Below are 15,699 nucleotides of genomic sequence, written 5' to 3'. Positions count from 1 at the left end.
GAGGCTCAGAACAGACCCGAAAACAGGCGCAGCTGCGCGGCGCGGTCGTTACGTTTCGTCGGCTTCGTCCATCATCCCGCGCACCCACTTGCCCGCCCACCAGCAAGCCGGCACCCCGAGCGGGATACTGGCGACAATGGCCTGAACGGGTGAGATCGCCGGAAGGCCGATGGCTTGTCCCATCAGGCTCAACATGAAGAGGTTGATCGCCACTGCCGCTGCCGTGAACGGGTAGAGCAGGAGGGCAAGTTTCCGGATCGACCAGCGGCCGTTTGCGTCTGTCATGCCGCAATCTCCAGAGACGCCGCCTGTAGCGCGCCCGCGATCAACGCCGGGATGTCGTCGGCGCCACCAAGTGAGTCACACAACATGCCGCCAAAGCGGCCTGCGTCGAGCTCCTCGGGGACGTCGCGAACGACGTGTTCTCCCCCGGCGGCAAAAAACGGAAGGCAGATCGTTTGCCCGGCGCAATGGCCTGCAACGGTCGACAGGCGCGGTTCCTGTTCGAGGAGGCCAATTCTCACCCGGTGCCATTCGGAAAGGAGCGACAGCGCGTGCGCGAAGCGATACGTGCAACGCGCCGGGTTCTCCCTGCCGGCACCGGATCCGTGCGCGGCAACGAGGATTTCTGTGCGGCCGATTTCCCAGCCCATTTCGCCGGCCAGGCGGTGAAGTGTCCGCGATGCGACGGCCGGGAGGGCCGGGTCGAGCCCGAGAGGTGCGAGTATGCGGACCTCGGCAGCGCCCAGCCGCGCCGGCAGGGCGGTTCTGGTAAACCAACCGTCCGACATGAAAAGCGGATAGACGAGCGGTCTCGAAGCCCGAGCCAGTTCACGCTCGAGCCTTCCGGCGGCCGCCATCGTCGCGGACCGGATGCGCCACTGCGGCAGCAGCCTTGCAACATGGCCCGCAACCTTTCGTAGCGCTTCCTCGGCAGGTGCCGGATCGGATGGCTGGCCGTGGGCGACAATGAGCGCTTCAGTGGCTGGTGCCTTCGGAGAAGGTGATCTTGTTCCAGACATTGTATTTTCCCGAGGGTTTGCGCATTGGCAGGCGTTGCAGTTCTTCGAGGGTTGCCGCGTCATAGACGATGACCGCACCGTCCTCCTCCCAGACCGACACCAGTGCCCGCGACCCGTCGCGGGTGAATTCCACATGGGCGACGGTCGCACCCGGCACCGGGCGCAGCGTCCTGACGATTTCGAGGCTTTGCTTGTCGATGACGTGCATGGCGTCCTTGTTGGGGCCGAAGAAAACATCGGCCCAGAAATAGGGGGTGTTCTCGTGGCTCCGCAGGAAGAAGCCCGGTCCCTCGGTCTCGATCACCGCAATGCGCTCCCAGGTTTCCGTATCAATCACCGAGAGCTTGCCTTCCTTCAGATGTGGGGTCGCCATGACGCGCCGTCCGTCGCGTGTCCAACTTATTCCGGAGCCGAGATGCGGCATGCCGTCGAGCGGCAACTCGGCGATCTCGCGTCCGACATTCAGGTTCACCACCACTGCCCGCGAACCGTCGCGCGCAGCTCCGACCAGGTTGCGATACGCGTCATCGAAGAAGAAGTCGTCGAGCGGCTCGCCAACGACGATCCTCCGCCGCGCGAAGAGGCCTTCGGAGGAGGCCAGCGCTTCCACCATGCCTTTCTCGCGGCTGTGAACGAACCCCTCGTAGACCGGTTCGGCCTCCGGATCCGTGGCGATCTCCCAGATTTCGGCAGCGTCCTTCAACGCCAGGATGAAGCTCTTTCGCTGCGGCGCCTGATAGACGGCCGAGACACGGCTTGGCGTTCCGTCGCGCGATGTCACGTCCATCACCCTCGCAACTGAGAGATCATCGGTGGCCAGGATCGTAAGCGTCATGGGAAGGTAATTCGCCACCGCCAGCCACTTGCCGTCATGGCTCATTGCGATATTGCGGCTGTTCAACCCGGCTCGCACGCGGCCGACTTCGGCAAGCGACCACAGATCGTATTTCTGGATCCAGCCGTCGCGCGACATGATGAAGACGAACCGCCCGTCAGGGCTGAACTTCGGGCCGCCATGCACGGCGAAGGGGGTTTCGAACCGGTCCAACACGTCGAATGTGTCCCCGTCCAGCACGCTGACGTGGTGATCGCCGGTCTCCACGGCCAGAGTGATATTCATCGGGTCCGACGGCCAGACCGGAAAAGCGGCGGGTGCGTAGTCGGCGTTCGTTTCTCGGCTGGCGGCGATTTCATCTGCGCCCCAGGGCGGGATTTCGTCGAGCGGTGTTTTCAGGAAAGCCGCGAGTTCCGCGATTCTTTCCGCGCCAAGTTCCTCCCCGAAGGCCGGCATCTGTGTGGCGTCCCGCCCGGTCTCGATCACCGCCGCGAGATTCGGTCCGCGCATCCGCCCGAGCGTTTCCGGTATGAGTGCCGGCCCAAGGGCTCCAAGCCGCCCGAGACCGTGGCACTCCGCGCAATAGTCCTGGTAGTCCCTGACGGGATCGGCATGGACGGCTGAGGAAATCGCGGCCATTGCGACCGCTGCCAGAAGGGCGCGCGTCGACCGGACGCTAGAGGAACTTGTGCTCTGGATCACGGCTCTTGCCTCGGAACGGTGTGAGGGTAAGGCGCGGGCCGGCACGCACGCCGATCTCCGCGTCGGACAGGTAGCAGGCCGGGTCTTCGGCCCACGGGTCGCCGGTGAGTTGCAATGCCCGGATACGGGTATTGCCGCCGCAGACATCCCGGAATGCGCAGGCACCGCAGCGGCCCTTGAGTGGCCGCGGGCGGGTGCGCAGCTGCGAGAGCATCGGGTCCCCGCCGGTCCAGAGGTCGGAGAAACGCGCCGTCTTCACGTTTCCGATCGTGTAGTCGGACCAGTAGGTGTCAGGATGCACCCGGCCCAGCGTGTCGATATTGGCCACGCCGAGCCCCGAGGAATTGCCGCCCCAGGCCTCGAGATGACTACGAAGATGGGCTACACGCGCTTCGTCGAAATGCCGCTCCGCCCATTTCAGGAAATAGACGGCATCTGCGTCGTTGTTGCCGGTTACGATGTCGAGCGGTGCATTTTCGGCGGCGGCTATCCAGGCCCGGTCGATGAGCAGGTCCATCGCCGCGCGCGTGCGCCGGTGCGCGGCATCCTCGCCGCGGTTCTTGTCGCCGCGTCCGGCGTAGACGAGGTGGGACAGGTAGAACTTGTCGACCCCTTCGTCGTCGCAGAGCTTCAGGAGGTCGGGCAAGTGACGATGGTTGCCCTCGGTAAGCGTGAAACGTAGCCCGACCTTGATGTCGCGTGCCTTGCATGCGCGCACACCGCGAAGGGCCGCGTCGAAAGCGCCATCCACCCCGCGGAACCAGTCGTTCGTGGCACCGATGCCATCAATGGATATCCCGACGTAATCAAAACCGATCCCGGCGACACGGTCAGCGTTTTCGCCGTCGACCTTGGTCCCGTTGGTCGAGAGCGCCAGCATCCGGACCCTTGGTCGTGCCGCTTCTGCAATCTGAAAGAAATCCTTTCGGTCAAGCGGCTCGCCTCCCGAGAGGATCAGTGCCGGAATGCCGAATGTGCCAAGGTCGTCGAGCGTGGCCAAGGCCTGCTCGTGGCTCAGCTCGCCAGGGAAATCGACATCGGCAGATACCGTGTAGCAATGCCGGCACCGCAGATTGCAACGCCGGGTCAGGTTCCATATCACCACCGGCCGGACCGGTCCGGCGCCACGGCGCCGCACCGGTGTCGGCCTGACAAGCTGTTCCATGTATCCCGACAGTCGAAACATCTCAGCCCTCCTTCCGGCGCAGTCGCAAGCCGGTCTTCTTGAGGATCCGCGAGGAAAAAAGGATATCGCTGCCACGGCAAGCAGGGCCCAATAGCACTGCTATCTGTGCGCGTTTTTCCTGTACCTCTTCACGGTCGCTTCCGTGAACCATCGCGAAAAGATTGTATGGCCAGTCCGGAAGCGCGCGCGGGCGGCGGTAGCAATGGGTTACAAACGTGAGTGCGCCCACCTGAGCGCCCAGTGCGTCCACCTGAGCGTCGTCTACATCCCAGACGCTCATTCCGTTCGCGAGCATCCCCAGGCGATAGTGGTTCGGTGCCGCGCCAATCCGGCGGATCACGCCGCGCTCCTTGAGTTTGACGAGGCGCGCGATCACGTCTGCCCCCTCCAGTCCGAGACTGTCGCCAATCTCAGCGAAGGGTGTGGCACACAGCGGCAAGCCTGCCTGCGTGGCCTCGACAATCCGGCGGTCGATGGCGTCCAGCGTCATGCCGCCACCCGGAAACCGATGTAGAACTCCCGCTCTTTCGGAAAACGGCGTACCGCGATTCCGGTCTCTGCCTCGATCTCACGGGCCACGGTCTCGATCTCCTCCGCGTTTTCTGTCGCGAGCACAAACCACATGTTGAACGCATGCTCGCGTTCATAATTGTGCGCGACTTCGGGGTGGGCATTGACTTTGGTCACGACCGTCTCGAAATCCGCTTCCGGTACCGACATCGCGCAGAGGCAAAAGGCCCCTCCGAGTGCAGCGGCATCGAAGAACGGGCCGAACCGCGTGATGAAGCCGTCCTCCCGCAACCGGGTGAGACGCGAAAGCACCTCTGATTCCGGCAGATCCAATGCCTCTCCGATGGCTGCGAAGGGGCGGTCGGTAAGCGGAAGGTCGTCTTGCAGCCGGTTGATCAACGCCCGGTCGGTATCATCGAGTTGATGCGTCATGTGACAGTCTCCGGTGCCGGAGCAATCATTGCGCCGGTTTGTTTGAAACAGCGGCTGGAAAAGAGGACGCGCCGAGGAGCGTCGCGCAAGTCCGGCAATTCGGCCGCACCGGCGAGAACGTCCATCGCACGGCTGCGCGACTTGGCGTGGATCATGCAATAGAGCCGGTACGGCCAAAGGACGGGCTCGGGACGGCGCTCGTAGCAAAGCGTAACGCCAGGAAAGGCGGCGAGCGCAGGGCCGGCAGACTCGATGCGCTCTTCAGGTATGTCCCAAACGACCATCGCGTTCGAACTCCAGCCAAGAGCCCGGTGCCGGACGATCACGCCGAGCCGCGAGATGATCCCGGCGTGGGTGAGCGCCGCGACGCGTGCGATCACCTCCCTTTCGCTTCTTGCGAGCAGGGCACCGATCTGACGGTAGGGGCGCGCAACGATCGGCATGCCGGCGGTTAGTGCCTGGAGGATTTCCCTGTCCCCGGGTTCGATGGCTGTCGCATCGACGGCCCTTTTCGGAGGCAGCGGTGTGCCGCTGCCATCCAATCGGAATCCGAGGTCCACGTTAAAGGGTCGCACTAGCGGCGCATTGAGCACGCGCAAACCGGTGGCGCGCGCGATAGCCGCGAGCGAGGCATTGACATGGGCACGGTCGGGGCCCGTGGCCACGAACCAGAGGTTCCAGCGGTTCTCGCGCTGGTAGACATGGTTGACGCCCGGCTGAACCCCGATGATGGCCGCGATGACATCTATCCGGGAGTCCGGGGCCGCGACGGCTGCCAATGTGCTGGCCGAGATCGTGTTGGGCGCGCATGTTGCGCCAACGCGGGAAACCCGGCCGTCTGCAACATGCGTTGCGAGGCGTCTGAGAACTTCGGCCTCGCTGCAACCGAGCGCGGCGCCAATGCGGATGAACGGCCGGGATTCCAATGGGAAGTCGCGCTGCCATTCGTCGAGAAGGCGGATGTCCCGTGCGTCGGCGATGCGTTCGACGCCCATGGCTCAAAGTCCCGTCCGATGTGCGCGAGCGGTGAAAAAGATGCCGGACGGACTGTCCGCTTCGATCTCGCGGAGCTTCTCGAAGCTCTGCGTGTCGTAGATCATCACCTTTCCGGCATCGCGGACCGAGATCCAGACTTCGTGCCCGCGCGGTGTGAACTCCATGTGGAGCACGGCCGGCCCGGGCTTGAACTCGTGGATCACCTCTTTGGTCATCGTGTCGATGACCTGGATCGTGTCGTTGAGCGGGTGGGCGAAGTTGACCCAGACATGCCGTCCATCGGGCCGAGCCATGGCAAAGACGGGTTGGCCATAGGTGTCGGTGCGCCCTGTCTCCGCAAGCGTCGCAGCGTCAATCCAGAGCACCTCGTGGTGGCCGACCGCCGGCAGGACGAACTCGTCGCCCGCCTTCGCCCATCCCTCCAGGTGCGGCATCTTGTAGACGGGTAGATCCTCCTTTCCGCGGCCGTAGCCCTGCAGGATGCGGATCGGTTGGGGCGCCTCGTTCCAGAGATCGAGCGCGGTCAGCCCGTCTTCGCCGAAGAGGCCGGTGATATACGTGCGTCCATCTCCGGTGATCAGCGCGTCGTAGGGATTTGCTCCCATCTCGGGAATCGTCGTGATTTCCGGTGCGCCGGACTTGGAGAAATCGGCAATCCACGTTTCCCCGTCGTCCCATGTTGTGAAAACGAAACGGCGGCCAGGGGCATCCACAAGGCCGATCGTTTTCGATGCGGTCGGGATGTCCGCGAGCATCTCCAGCGTGTCGGCGTTGAAGACCCGCACGCCGCCTGGCTCGTAGTTCGAGACCGCGACAAGGGAGCCGTCGTCCGAGATTGCCCCGCCAATGGAGTTCCCGGCCTGAAGCACGCGTGCGGAGACCTTGCCCTCGACAATATCGACCTTTGAGAGGCCGCCGTCGCGCCCGAAGACATAGGCGAAACGCTCGTCTGGCGAATAGACAAGGCTCGCGTGGGAAAGATCGCCCAAGCCATCTATTCGTCCGATCGCGGCCCGGTCCGACTGATCGATCACCAGAAGGCTGCCGCGCGCGCGTTCGACCACGAGGCCTAGGTCGCCGGTGGCACGGATTTCTTCCGCGTTGGTTGCTGTTCCGAGGGTCAGAAGAAGCAGGGAGAGAAATGTCTTCATGGCGCATATCCCGTGAGGAGGTATTCCGCGATCCACCGTGCTTCCGCTTCGCTCATCGACGGCCGCCACGGCGGCATCGCCGTGCCGGGAATTCCGTCAAGAACCACATCTGCGAGGATCTCGGCGTCGTAGTGCGAAAGCGCTTCGGGGCGGATGTCCGGCCCAAGCCCACCCTTGAGGGTCAGACCGTGGCAGGAACCGCAATCCTGATGGACGAGATGAGACAGCCGGGACGAATCCGGCGGTTCATCGGCATGGGCGAGCGTGGCGCTGGCAAGGAAAACCGCGACGCTACGCATGAGCGGCGCGCGCGATAACGGTACGGGTTTCGGTCTCTTCCGAGGACAGGAACTCGACCGCGGGCCAGTCGGCGCAGAGCTTGACGACGCGGCCAATGACGAAAAGAACCGGTGCGCTGAGGTTGGCGGCGCAGGTGTCGGGCGCGATTCTTTCGAGGCTGGAGAAGAGCCGTGTCTCTCGTGGAGTGGTTGCATTGGCGATTGCCATGACGGGCGTACTGCCGGGCAGACCCTCGGCCATGAGGCACATTGCGATCTGCGCGATATTCGCGACGCCCATGTATACGACGAGTGTGGTATCAGGATCGGCGAGGCTGGCCCAGTCGAGGTCAAGCACGCCATCCGCCTGCCTGTGGCCGGTGACATAGCGAACGCCGCTGGCGAGGCCGCGATGCGTGAGTGGTACGCCAGTGGCGGCCGCGGCGCCCTGTGCGGCGGTAATACCCGGGGCGTACTCGACCGGTATGCCGAGCGATGTCAGGTGCGCGGCCTCTTCGGAGCCGCGCCCGAAAATCAGTGGATCGCCGCCTTTCAACCGGGCGACGGAATAGCCGTTCAGAGCCAGCTCGGCGAGAAGCGCGTTTATCTCGTCCTGCGGGACCGGATGATGCTTTGGCGCTTTTCCGACAAAGAGCCTGCGCGCTGTGTCCGGCGCCAGAGCAAGGATCTCGGGAGAGACGAGTCGGTCATAGACGACCGCGTCAGCCTCCTGCAGCATCCGCAGTGCGCGCAGGGTCAGGAGTTCCGGGTCGCCGGGACCGGCGCCAATCAGACAGACTTTCCCAGTTCTGGACATTTCTCGCTCCCGTTCGTTGCGGTGGCTGCCGGGAAACCGGAGGGGCGGCGTGCGCCCCTCCGGCCCGGGTGGAACGTCAGTAGACGTCCGCCCGGGTGTTAAAGACGTTGAACTTGCCGGTCGGCGTGATGAGCCGCTCGTCCTTGATCACCGTCTTGAGGTCGAGCGTCTTGTCGTCGACCACGACGATGGCGCTCTCCTTGTCCTTGGCGTTCCAGACCGAGAACCAGATTTCTTCGCCTGCCTGGTCGAACTCGCCCTGCACGACGCGGGGCTGACCCTCGCCGATCTCGGCCCATTCGACGATGGGAAGGACGGTGTATTCCGGCTCTTCCTGGTCCAGTTCGTCGATCTTGAAGACTGCAATCGAGCCCGAGGTCTCTGCGTCCGGGTTCAGCGGAGCATCGACATACAGGTGGTTCGAGGTCGGGTGCGACTTCACGAAGAGCGACCCCCCGCCAAGGGCGTAGAGTTGCTGCACCATCTTCCAGGCATTGTCGGGATGCCCTTCGGGGTCGGTGCCGATCAACGCCACGGTCTCGTCGCCGAGGTGGGACGTTACCCAGACCGGCCCGTAGGTCGGGTGCATGATGTTCGCCCCGCGCCCCGGATGCGGCGTCTCGCCCTCGGTCTCGACCAAAGCGGTGAGTTTGCCTTCCTTGGTGTCCACCACCGCGACCTTGCCACGGGCGTTCGCCGCCACCAGGAAGTACCGCTTGGTGCTGTCGAACCCGCCGTCATGCAGGAAGCGTTCGGCCTCGATCTCGGTCACCTTCAGGTTCTTGATGTCCGAATAGTCGACCAGGAGGATCTTTCCGGTCTCCTTGACGTTGACGATGAACTCCGGGTTGTAGTGCGACGCGACGATGGATGCGACGCGCGGCTCGGGGTGGAAGGTCTGTTCGTCGTAGATCATTCCGCGGGTGGACTTGATCTTCAGTGGCTCGAGCGTATCGCCGTCCATGATCACGTATTGCGGCGGCCAGTAGGACCCCGCGATCGCGTACCTGTCCTCGTATCCCTCCATCTTGGATGTCTCGATGGAACGCGCCTCCGTCCCGACCTTGATTTCGGCGACGGTGGCGGGCGTTTCCATCCAGAGGTCGATCATGTTGACCTTGGCATCGCGGCCGATGACGAAAAGGTACCGGCCAGACGCCGAGATGCGCGAGATGTGCACGGCATATCCGGTGTCGATGACGGCGTGGATCTCGTAGCTCTCGCCGTCGATCAGCGCCACCTGACCCGAGTCGCGCAAGGTGACCGAGAAGATGTTGTCGATGTCGATATCGTTGAGCTTTTCTGTCGGCCGGTCCTCCGGCGCGACGAGCACTTTCCAGCTCTCACGCATCTTGTCCATACCGAACTCGGGCGGGGCGGCCGGGTCGAGCAGGATGTAACGCGCCATCATGTCGACCTGCTCCTCGGTCAACTCGCCCGAGGTTCCCCAGTTCGGCATGCCCGCGGGCGATCCGTAGTTGATGAAGTCGCGGAGGTACTCGTAGCCGTTCTCACGCGTGATGTCGGTGGTCAACGGCTTGCCGGTCGCGCCCTTGCGCAGAACACCGTGGCAGCCCGCGCAACGCTCGAAATAGATCTGGTTGGCGTTCTGGTATTCGTCTTGTGTCATCACCGGGTCGCCCTCCCTGCGGCCCGGAATCTCGACCTGAAGCTGGCCGAGCGTGGTCATCGAGGGTTCGTAGGCGGCGGCGGGGCCGTCGGCGTGGTCCTTTGGCTTGTCCTGCGCAGCGGCTCCCAGGGCAGTGAGCCCCAGGGCCATCGCCGCGCTGAGCATGAGCGCGGAACTGCGGATGGCTCGTGTCGAAGTCATAACGGTATCTCCGTTGAGCTGGTGAGGCACGAGAACGATGGAATCGCGACCGCGCGAGCGCCTTGACTTTCGTTAAGGAGCCGGAACGACGGCACTCGTACCTCTGTGATATGAACCCGCTTGTCTGTCTCCTCCTTCACGTCTGGCGGACTTCACTTCTGGTCTGCGTACTAAGTCTCTTGCTTGCGGCGCCGGGGGCGGCGGAGCGGGTACTTCCGCTCGAGCGTCGGACAATTGCCGCCGAACTGACGACCGCCGCGGCTGCTGCGCTCTTCGGAGCGGTGGAGCCTGTCGAGGTGGTTCGAGACGCGGGGGATGTGCCGGGATGGACGGTCAGGACGGATGACGGCACGCTGTTGGGGTATGTGGGCTCGACCTGGGAGATTGCCCGGTCCGTCGGCTACTCTGGCCGGCCGATCGAGATGCTGGTCGCCATTTCCCCCAGCGGAACGATCGTTGCTGCCGAACTCGTGCGCCATGCCGAGCCGATCCTGACGCTCGGCCTGTCTGATGAAGACATCGCAAGGTTTGTCGGCGCCTTCGCGGGGGTCGACCTCGCCGCACCCAGGGAATCGGCCGACGCGGCCGAGCAGTCAGCGCCGGACATCATCTCACGTGCCACCGTTTCCACCGGGGTGATCCGCGATGGCATCCTGCGTACCGGCCGCACGCTCGCGATAGCACGCGGCGCGGTGGAGGCCGGCCGCATCGACCGTGTCTCCTATGAACCGTCCGGTTGGGAAGCACTCATTGCAGAGGGTGCGATTGCGCAGGTTCGGAGCACACGCGAAGACGCAGCCGCCGCGTTTACCGGGGCAAGAGTGCCCGTCACGCCGGGGCAGGGGGCCTTTCTGGACCTGTGGGTCGCATTGCTCGATCCACCCACGATTGGGCGCAACCTGCTCGGACAGAAGCTGTTCACCCGTGCCGTCGGCGGACTCGGCGCCGGCGAAGTCGCGTTGTTCGTCGGCTCGCAGGGGCTTCACTCCCACCGTGGCACGGACTGGAAGAAATCCCACGTCTTCGACCGGATCGCGGTTGTTCAGGGTGAGAAGCGGTATGAACTGACCGACGAAGGATACACGCGCGTGGACCGGCTGGCGCTCAAGGAGGCGCCGGAGATGAAGGAGCGGAGTATCTTCCAACTCGGCGACGGCTTTGACCCGGTGGAACCATTCAGTGTCGAAGTAACCGCGACGCGTCCCGCCCAGACGGGGGCTGATCTCACGTTCGTCACGGCAACCGACTACCACTTGCCGGCGCGGTTCGTGTTGGAGCCGCCCGCACCGCCGGAACCCCTGTGGCAGACGACGTGGAGGGAAAAGCGACTGACAGTGGCCGGCGTCGGGCTGATGATCGGGCTTCTGACACTCATGCTGTTCGTGCAGGAAGCACTGGTCGCCCGGCCAGGGCTCTGGCGCGGTTTCCGCTATGCGTTCCTGGCAGTCACGCTGGTCTGGCTCGGTTGGGGCGTGAACGGGCAGCTTTCGGTCGTGCAGGTCGTGGCATTTCTCCAATCGCTCCTTTCGGGCTTCCGATGGGAGACGTTCCTGATCGAGCCGGTCATCTTCACGCTCTGGAGTTTCGTGGCGCTCGGCCTGCTATTTTGGGGGCGCGGGGTCTACTGCGGCTGGCTCTGCCCGTTCGGTGCCCTTCAGGAACTGACCAATGTCGTCGCCCGGCATTTCGGCGTCCAGCAGCTCACGTTTCGTCAGGCGTTGCATGAGCGACTTTGGACGATCAAGTACACGCTCTTCATCGCCATCCTCGCGCTGTCCTTCTATTCCATGGAATCCGCGATCACGCTGGCCGAGACCGAACCGTTCAAGACTGCAATTTCGTTACGAATGGTGCGCGCGTGGCCATTCGTTCTTTTCGTCCTGGCGATTCTGGCTGCGGGGTTGTTCATTGAACGGTTCTACTGCCGCTACATCTGTCCGCTCGGCGCGGCGTTGGCGATTCCGGCGAAGCTGAAGATCTTCGACTGGCTGCACCGCCGGCCCCAGTGCGGTCGCGAGTGCAGGCTATGCGAGGAACGATGCACTGTCGGGGCGATCGACCGGGTCGGGCGGATCAATCCCAACGAATGTGTTCTCTGTCTGCGGTGCCAGGTCATCTACAACGATAGCACGACATGCCCGACTCTCATCAAGCGCGCGCGGGCCGCGGACGCCCGCCAGGCCGCAATCGAGAAGGCGCGGGCCGCGCGCGAAGTAAAGGAACCATCCCAATGACCTCCCGACTGTCCGTGTTTTTCTCGGAGGGCTTTCGGGTCTTCTTCTTCGCTGCAGGTGTTTTTGCGGTCTTCGCGGGGCTTGTCTGGCTTCTCTGGCTCGGTGTCCATTATCGCGGCGGCATGGTCACCGTGATGCCCTTCAACGTGCCGCCGCATCAATGGCATGCCCACGAGATGATCTTCGGGTTTGCGAGCGCGGCGCTTGGCGGTTTCCTTCTGACCGCCGTTCCGAACTGGACCGGAACTCCCGCCGCGCGACGCCTGTTCGTAACGGCTTCCGGTGGTGTTTGGCTGGCCGGGCGTTTTGCGCTGTGGTTCTCGGGGTCCCTTCCGGTGGGGGTCGTCGCGGTGATCGACCTCGCATTCCTACCGATCCTCGTCACCAAGATAGCACTCCAACTGGTCAAGCGGCCGAAGCCACAGAACGTTCTGTTCGTCGTCTTTCTTTCCATAGTCTGGCTTGGCAACCTGTGCGTGCACCTGGAATGGATGGAGCTGGCAGACGACACGCTCGACACCGGAATGCGTGTCGGACTGATCGGATTGGCAGCGATGATTGGCGTGCTTGGCGGGCGGGTGACGCCGGCCTTCACGCGAAATGCCATGAACCGCGCGGAGGTGCCCGAACGCCTCTGGCCGAAGTCCAACAATGTGCTCGAGGGGATGGCAATGGGGCTCTCGATCCTGTTGCCGCTGGCGCTCCTCGTCTCTCTGCCAGAGCGCGTGGTCGGCGCACTGGCCATTCTTGCCGGAATGGTACAGCTGGCGCGGCTGACCGGTTGGCGTGGACGTTGGACAGTCGACAAACCGATCCTCCTGGCGCTGCATCTTGGAATGGCGATGCTCGGGATAGGTCTCTTGCTCTGGGGCCTGGCCCTGGAGGGGATCGGCAGCGAAGTCGCGGCGCTCCACATTCTCGGAATTGGAGCGGTTGGCGGCATGACGCTGGCGGTCATGAGCCGCGCCATTATGGGTCACACCGGGCGGGAGTTGATCGCTCCGGAGCCGGTGGCGGCCGGATACCTCCTGATTGCCGTCAGTGCCGCGGTCCGGTGGGTCGGGTCGGAACTGTCCGGCGACTGGTATTTCCCGATGGTGCTCGCCTCCGGTGGCCTGTGGGTCCTCGCCTTCGTGCTTTACGTCATCGCGGTTTGGCCAATCGTGACCGCGCCCCGCGCAGTGCGGAGTGGCGGCTGACTCCGGGCAGGGACAGTATTCGAAAGGGAGTGCGAATGTTGGATGGTGCGATTGTCGCCCGTGGGCTGCATGTTCTGGGCGTCGTTCTGTGGATTGGCGGCGTTGCCTTCGTCACGACGGTCTTGTTGCCTGCCGTCGCCCGGATGAAAGACCCCGAAGACCGCGTTGCCTTCTTCGAGGAGATCGAGCGCGCCTTCGCGTGGCAGGCCCGGGGTACGACGCTTCTGGTCGGTCTCAGCGGTTTTTACCTCGTCGGGATCTGGGACCTGTGGGATCGGTTCGCGCAGGTGTCTTACTTCTGGATGCACGCGATGGTGGCCGTTTGGGCGGTATTCACGGTGATGCTCTTTGTCGCCGAACCGCTCTTCCTGCACCGGTGGTTCCTCACGCGATCGAAGCGCGACCCGGAAGGCACGTTCCGACTCATTCAGCGTATGCACAGGATCCTTCTTGCCGTCAGCCTGCTGACCGTCATCGCGGCTGTCGCCGGGACCCACGGAGGATTTCTGGGCTGAGGTCCCGGCTGCCCAATCTCGCCCGCGCCGCGCGCTCCGACCTATCTGACCCTCGCCTACCTGCCGTCCCTTGACTTTCGTTAAGGCGAGTCAGGCTTGCAGCTTTCATGGTCGAGGTACCAACACAGCTTCGCAAAGGAGCGCGCTATGCGCGAAGTCATGACAAAGAGCATGGCCCGCAACATCTTCTACGGCGGGTCATTGTTCTTCATCCTCATCTTCGTGGGCCTATCGGTCCACAGCCACTTATACATCACCAGTACCTCAACCGACATGAACACGCTCGACGACAGCGTGATCGCGGGAAAACGGGTCTGGGAAGACAACGCTTGCATCAATTGTCACACGATCCTCGGCGAGGGGGCGTACTTCGCACCGGAGGTCGGCAACGTGATGACCCGCTGGGGCGTTCTCGATGAACCTGAGGCCGCCTACGAGACGCTCAAGGGCTGGATGGAAGCCATGCCGACGGGCATCGAGGGCCGCCGCCAGATGCCGCAGTTCAATCTCACGGACGAAGAAATCCGCGACCTCACCAACTTCCTGATCTGGACCGACAGGATCGACGCCCAGGACTGGCCGCCGAACGACGCCGGCTGATGAGGGACGAGAGGACAGACACATGAAATATCAAACCCAGAAAATCGCCCTTGCCTATTTCGCCGTCGCCATGGCGCTCTTCGCCGTGCAGGTGCTTGGCGGGTTGCTCGCCGGCTGGGTCTACGTTGCGCCCAACACGCTATCGGAGATTCTGCCGTTCAACATTATCCGGATGCTGCACACCAACAGCCTGATTGTCTGGCTGCTCTGCGGCTTCTTCGGTGCTGCCTATTTCCTGATCCCGGAAGAGGCGGAGCGCGAGATCCACTCGCCGATGCTCGCCTACCTGCAGCTGATTATCCTCGTGGTGGGGACTCTCGGCGTCGTCTTGACGTATGTCTTCAACCTGTTCGAGGGCAATTGGCTGCTCGGCAAGGAAGGCCGGGAGTTCATCGAACAGCCTCGCTGGGTCAAGGCAGGCATCGTCGTTGCGGCGCTGATGTTCCTCTACAACGTCACGATGACGGTTCTGAAGGGCAAGAAGACCGCGATCACGAACATCCTGCTTCTCGGGCTCTGGGGCCTGGCGCTGCTCTTCCTCTTCAGCTTCTACAACCCGGGCAATCTCAGCCTCGACAAGCAATACTGGTGGTACATCGTTCACCTCTGGGTGGAAGGCGTGTGGGAGCTCATCATGGCTTCGATCCTTGCCTACCTGATGCTGAAGCTGACCGGTGTCGACCGCGAGGTGGTCGAGAAATGGCTCTACGTGATCGTCGCGGCCGCGCTCTTCTCCGGCATCCTCGGCACCGGCCACCACTATTATTGGATCGGAACACCCGGTTACTGGCAGTGGATCGGCTCGATCTTCTCCTCGCTGGAGGTCGTTCCCTTCTTCGCCATGATGGCCTTTGCATTCGTGATGGTCTGGAAAGGCCGGCGGGATCACCCCAACAAGGCCGCACTGCTGTGGTCGCTCGGTTGCGCCACGCTGGCCTTCTTCGGTGCGGGTGTCTGGGGCTTCCTGCACACGCTGCACGGGGTGAACTTCTACACTCACGGCACCCAGATTACCGCCGCACACGGTCACCTGGCCTTCTTTGGCGCCTATGTGTCGCTGAACCTTGCCATCTTCACCTACGCGATGCCGGTTTTGCTGGGCCGTGATCCCTACAACCAGGTTCTCAACATGGCCTCCTTCTGGCTGATGTCGGGCGGCATGGCATTCATGACCTTCGTGCTGACGTTTGCCGGAACTGTACAAACCCACCTGCAGCGGGTGAACGGCGAATACTACATGGATGTGCAGGACCAGCTCGCCGTATTCTACTGGATGCGGTTCGGTGCCGGGGTTGCGTTCGTCATCGGCGCTTTGCTCTTCATCTACGCCATCTGGGTGCCGCGCCGTGAGGTGATCTCGACCGACGCCGGCCAGCCTGCGGAGTGAACAG

16 protein-coding genes are annotated in these 15,699 nt (G+C 63.3%); 5 read left to right on the top strand and 11 right to left on the bottom strand.

The genetic code is table 11. From position 1 onward, the window contains the following. Positions 1-48 precede the first annotated feature (48 nt). The 11 genes from ARC39_RS19675 to ARC39_RS19625 form a co-directional block, all read right to left on the bottom strand. Positions 49-285, bottom strand: a complete 237-nt coding sequence (locus tag ARC39_RS19675; protein ID WP_068116826.1) for a hypothetical protein — start codon at positions 283-285, stop codon at positions 49-51. Beyond that, entirely contained in the window at positions 282-1,022 is a 741-nt protein-coding gene (locus ARC39_RS19670) for a CbiX/SirB N-terminal domain-containing protein (protein WP_068116824.1), read from the bottom strand. The genes ARC39_RS19675 and ARC39_RS19670 overlap by 4 nt, the downstream gene beginning before the upstream one ends. Further along, positions 979-2,496 carry a nitrite reductase gene (locus ARC39_RS19665; protein ID WP_068116822.1) on the bottom strand — a complete coding sequence of 506 codons (1,518 nt, stop codon included), beginning with the start codon at positions 2,494-2,496 and terminating at the stop codon, positions 979-981. The genes ARC39_RS19670 and ARC39_RS19665 overlap by 44 nt, the downstream gene beginning before the upstream one ends. Before the next feature lie 37 nt (positions 2,497-2,533). Beyond that, the gene (nirJ, locus tag ARC39_RS19660; protein WP_068116816.1) at positions 2,534-3,745 is read right to left on the bottom strand and encodes a heme d1 biosynthesis radical SAM protein NirJ; all 1,212 of its coding nucleotides are present in this window, start codon (positions 3,743-3,745) and stop codon (positions 2,534-2,536) included. Position 3,746: 1 nt separating this feature from the next. Next, the gene (ahbB, locus tag ARC39_RS19655) at positions 3,747-4,235 is read right to left on the bottom strand and encodes a siroheme decarboxylase subunit beta (protein WP_068116815.1); all 489 of its coding nucleotides are present in this window, start codon (positions 4,233-4,235) and stop codon (positions 3,747-3,749) included. Then, positions 4,232-4,687, bottom strand: coding sequence for an Lrp/AsnC family transcriptional regulator (locus ARC39_RS19650; protein ID WP_068116814.1), 456 nt, complete (start codon positions 4,685-4,687; stop codon positions 4,232-4,234). Before ARC39_RS19650 ends, ahbB (ARC39_RS19655) begins: the two co-directional genes overlap by 4 nt. Continuing rightward, complete coding sequence (gene ahbB / locus ARC39_RS19645; protein ID WP_068116813.1) at positions 4,684-5,682, bottom strand: siroheme decarboxylase subunit beta; 999 nt, start codon at positions 5,680-5,682, stop codon at positions 4,684-4,686. The genes ARC39_RS19650 and ahbB (ARC39_RS19645) overlap by 4 nt, the downstream gene beginning before the upstream one ends. Positions 5,683-5,685: 3 nt before the next feature. After that, entirely contained in the window at positions 5,686-6,834 is a 1,149-nt protein-coding gene (locus tag ARC39_RS19640) for a cytochrome D1 domain-containing protein (protein ID WP_068116812.1), read from the bottom strand. Beyond that, positions 6,831-7,133 carry a c-type cytochrome gene (locus tag ARC39_RS19635; RefSeq protein WP_068116811.1) on the bottom strand — a complete coding sequence of 101 codons (303 nt, stop codon included), beginning with the start codon at positions 7,131-7,133 and terminating at the stop codon, positions 6,831-6,833. Before ARC39_RS19635 ends, ARC39_RS19640 begins: the two co-directional genes overlap by 4 nt. Continuing rightward, positions 7,126-7,929: a uroporphyrinogen-III C-methyltransferase gene (gene cobA / locus ARC39_RS19630; RefSeq protein WP_068116810.1), complete on the bottom strand. Its 804-nt coding sequence runs from the start codon at positions 7,927-7,929 to the stop codon at positions 7,126-7,128. The genes ARC39_RS19635 and cobA overlap by 8 nt, the downstream gene beginning before the upstream one ends. Before the next feature lie 76 nt (positions 7,930-8,005). Continuing rightward, the gene (locus tag ARC39_RS19625; RefSeq protein WP_068116808.1) at positions 8,006-9,760 is read right to left on the bottom strand and encodes a nitrite reductase; all 1,755 of its coding nucleotides are present in this window, start codon (positions 9,758-9,760) and stop codon (positions 8,006-8,008) included. Positions 9,761-9,870: 110 nt separating this feature from the next. On the opposite strand from ARC39_RS19625, the gene ARC39_RS19620 reads away from it, so the two are divergent. The 5 genes from ARC39_RS19620 to ARC39_RS19600 all read left to right on the top strand — a co-directional run bounded on the left by ARC39_RS19620 (position 9,871) and on the right by ARC39_RS19600 (position 15,695). Next, entirely contained in the window at positions 9,871-11,994 is a 2,124-nt protein-coding gene (locus ARC39_RS19620) for a NosR/NirI family protein (RefSeq protein ID WP_078059368.1), read from the top strand. Further along, the gene (locus ARC39_RS19615; RefSeq protein WP_068116806.1) at positions 11,991-13,193 is read left to right on the top strand and encodes an NnrS family protein; all 1,203 of its coding nucleotides are present in this window, start codon (positions 11,991-11,993) and stop codon (positions 13,191-13,193) included. Before ARC39_RS19620 ends, ARC39_RS19615 begins: the two co-directional genes overlap by 4 nt. A 35-nt stretch (positions 13,194-13,228) precedes the next feature. Further along, entirely contained in the window at positions 13,229-13,708 is a 480-nt protein-coding gene (locus ARC39_RS19610; protein WP_068116804.1) for a hypothetical protein, read from the top strand. A gap of 147 nt (positions 13,709-13,855) precedes the next feature. Then, positions 13,856-14,308 (top strand): c-type cytochrome, encoded by a 453-nt coding sequence (locus ARC39_RS19605; protein WP_068116802.1) that lies wholly within the window; start codon positions 13,856-13,858, stop codon positions 14,306-14,308. A gap of 22 nt (positions 14,309-14,330) precedes the next feature. Continuing rightward, positions 14,331-15,695 (top strand): cbb3-type cytochrome c oxidase subunit I, encoded by a 1,365-nt coding sequence (locus ARC39_RS19600; protein ID WP_068116800.1) that lies wholly within the window; start codon positions 14,331-14,333, stop codon positions 15,693-15,695. The last annotated feature ends 4 nt before the right edge of the window (positions 15,696-15,699 follow it).

Source organism: Tropicimonas marinistellae (genome assembly GCF_001509585.1).
GTDB classification, from domain to species: Bacteria; Pseudomonadota; Alphaproteobacteria; order Rhodobacterales; family Rhodobacteraceae; genus Tropicimonas; species Tropicimonas marinistellae.
This window is presented reverse-complemented; position numbering and strand designations above follow the sequence as displayed.

What these genes read in the sequence shown, in the direction of transcription:
- ARC39_RS19675 (WP_068116826.1), bottom strand. Translation starts at nt 285, where the DNA reads ATGACAGACGCAAACGGCCGCTGGTCGATCCGGAAACTTGCCCTCCTG.
- ARC39_RS19670 (WP_068116824.1), bottom strand. Translation starts at nt 1,022, where the DNA reads ATGTCTGGAACAAGATCACCTTCTCCGAAGGCACCAGCCACTGAAGCG.
- ARC39_RS19665 (WP_068116822.1), bottom strand. Translation starts at nt 2,496, where the DNA reads ATGGCCGCGATTTCCTCAGCCGTCCATGCCGATCCCGTCAGGGACTAC.
- nirJ (WP_068116816.1), bottom strand. Translation starts at nt 3,745, where the DNA reads ATGTTTCGACTGTCGGGATACATGGAACAGCTTGTCAGGCCGACACCG.
- ahbB (WP_068116815.1), bottom strand. Translation starts at nt 4,235, where the DNA reads ATGACGCTGGACGCCATCGACCGCCGGATTGTCGAGGCCACGCAGGCA.
- ARC39_RS19650 (WP_068116814.1), bottom strand. Translation starts at nt 4,687, where the DNA reads ATGACGCATCAACTCGATGATACCGACCGGGCGTTGATCAACCGGCTG.
- ahbB (WP_068116813.1), bottom strand. Translation starts at nt 5,682, where the DNA reads ATGGGCGTCGAACGCATCGCCGACGCACGGGACATCCGCCTTCTCGAC.
- ARC39_RS19640 (WP_068116812.1), bottom strand. Translation starts at nt 6,834, where the DNA reads ATGAAGACATTTCTCTCCCTGCTTCTTCTGACCCTCGGAACAGCAACC.
- ARC39_RS19635 (WP_068116811.1), bottom strand. Translation starts at nt 7,133, where the DNA reads ATGCGTAGCGTCGCGGTTTTCCTTGCCAGCGCCACGCTCGCCCATGCC.
- cobA (WP_068116810.1), bottom strand. Translation starts at nt 7,929, where the DNA reads ATGTCCAGAACTGGGAAAGTCTGTCTGATTGGCGCCGGTCCCGGCGAC.
- ARC39_RS19625 (WP_068116808.1), bottom strand. Translation starts at nt 9,760, where the DNA reads ATGACTTCGACACGAGCCATCCGCAGTTCCGCGCTCATGCTCAGCGCG.
- ARC39_RS19620 (WP_078059368.1), top strand. Translation starts at nt 9,871, where the DNA reads ATGAACCCGCTTGTCTGTCTCCTCCTTCACGTCTGGCGGACTTCACTT.
- ARC39_RS19615 (WP_068116806.1), top strand. Translation starts at nt 11,991, where the DNA reads ATGACCTCCCGACTGTCCGTGTTTTTCTCGGAGGGCTTTCGGGTCTTC.
- ARC39_RS19610 (WP_068116804.1), top strand. Translation starts at nt 13,229, where the DNA reads ATGTTGGATGGTGCGATTGTCGCCCGTGGGCTGCATGTTCTGGGCGTC.
- ARC39_RS19605 (WP_068116802.1), top strand. Translation starts at nt 13,856, where the DNA reads ATGCGCGAAGTCATGACAAAGAGCATGGCCCGCAACATCTTCTACGGC.
- ARC39_RS19600 (WP_068116800.1), top strand. Translation starts at nt 14,331, where the DNA reads ATGAAATATCAAACCCAGAAAATCGCCCTTGCCTATTTCGCCGTCGCC.